The following is a 1,123-nucleotide window of genomic DNA, read 5'->3' as shown; positions in this document are numbered from 1 at the left end:
TCCACTAACCTTCACCATTTCCGCCCAGACAGCCTTCTCCTTCGCCAGACGTGCGGCCAGCTCGTCGGGCGTGGAGCCGGTCAGCCGTGCGCCCATCGCAATCGCTCGCTGTTGCAACGCCGTATCAGCCCAGGCGGAACGCACCTCGGCCGAGATCCGGTCCACCACCGCCTGCGGTGTGCCGCGCGGCGCCGCCCATAGATGCCAGGGCGAGACCTCGAAACCTGGTATGCCGGCCTCCGTCATAGTCGGAACGTCTGGCAATGCTGGCCACCGCTGCGGCAGCGCGACGGCTAGTGCCCGTATTCGGCCTTCCTGAATCACCCCGACATAGGAGGCGAGGTTGTCCACTGCGTACTGGATGTCGCCCGAGAGCAGCGACGGAATCGTCTGGGCGCCGCCACGGAAACTGACATGCTGCGCCTCGAAGCCCGCACGGCCGGCTAGGTAGGCGCCCGAGAGGTGGATGGTGGTACCGACGCCGGAAGAGCCAAAGCTGACCCGGCCGGGCCGTGCCTTCGCCCATTCGGCGAATTCTTGAAGTGTCCGCGCCGGGACGTGCTGGGAAGCCACCACCGCGACATTGGGCAGGTCCCACATCGCGCTGATCCAGGCGAAGTCTCGCTCAGGATTATAGGGCAGGCTTTTGAATAGATGCGGATTGATCAGCAGGTTATGCATACTGACGGTGCCGATGGTGTAGCCGTCAGGCGTCGCACGGGCGAGTGCCTCAGCGCCGATGTTACCGGAGGCGCCAGTGCGCGTCTCTACCACGAAAGGCTGGCCGAGGCGCCGCGTCATCTGCTCGGCGGCCAATCGCGTCATGACATCAAGTGAGCCACCAGGCGGGAAGCCGACAATGACGCGCACTGGCCGATCCGGCCAAGTCCCCTGTGCCCGTCCCGCGATTGGCAGGGCAGCGAGCACGGGTGTTGCAAGCAGCGTGCGGCGGTGCAGCAAACGATGTCCCTCCCATTGTTTGTTGCGTCTAGGCTAGCACTTTTCGGCAGCCCGGTGGTAGCGCAGCAGGGCAAGGGGACGGGCTATTGCGGCATAAAAGGTCACATACGATGCATGAGGAGGTTTACTCAGCAGTCGGTAATTTAGGCGACAATCCTTGACA

1 protein-coding gene is annotated in these 1,123 nt (G+C 63.8%); it reads right to left on the bottom strand.

The features are described 5' to 3' along the window. Positions 1-870: Bug family tripartite tricarboxylate transporter substrate binding protein (locus tag QWZ14_RS29145; RefSeq protein ID WP_290320574.1), on the bottom strand; the 870-nt coding region annotated here is incomplete at its 3' end. Positions 871-1,123 lie beyond the last annotated feature (253 nt).

Origin of the sequence: Paeniroseomonas aquatica, assembly GCF_030409335.1 — a bacterium.
GTDB lineage: Bacteria > Pseudomonadota > Alphaproteobacteria > Acetobacterales > Acetobacteraceae > Belnapia > Belnapia aquatica.
The sequence above is the reverse complement of the archived record's forward strand: the minus strand, read 5'-3'. Positions and strand labels throughout refer to the sequence as shown.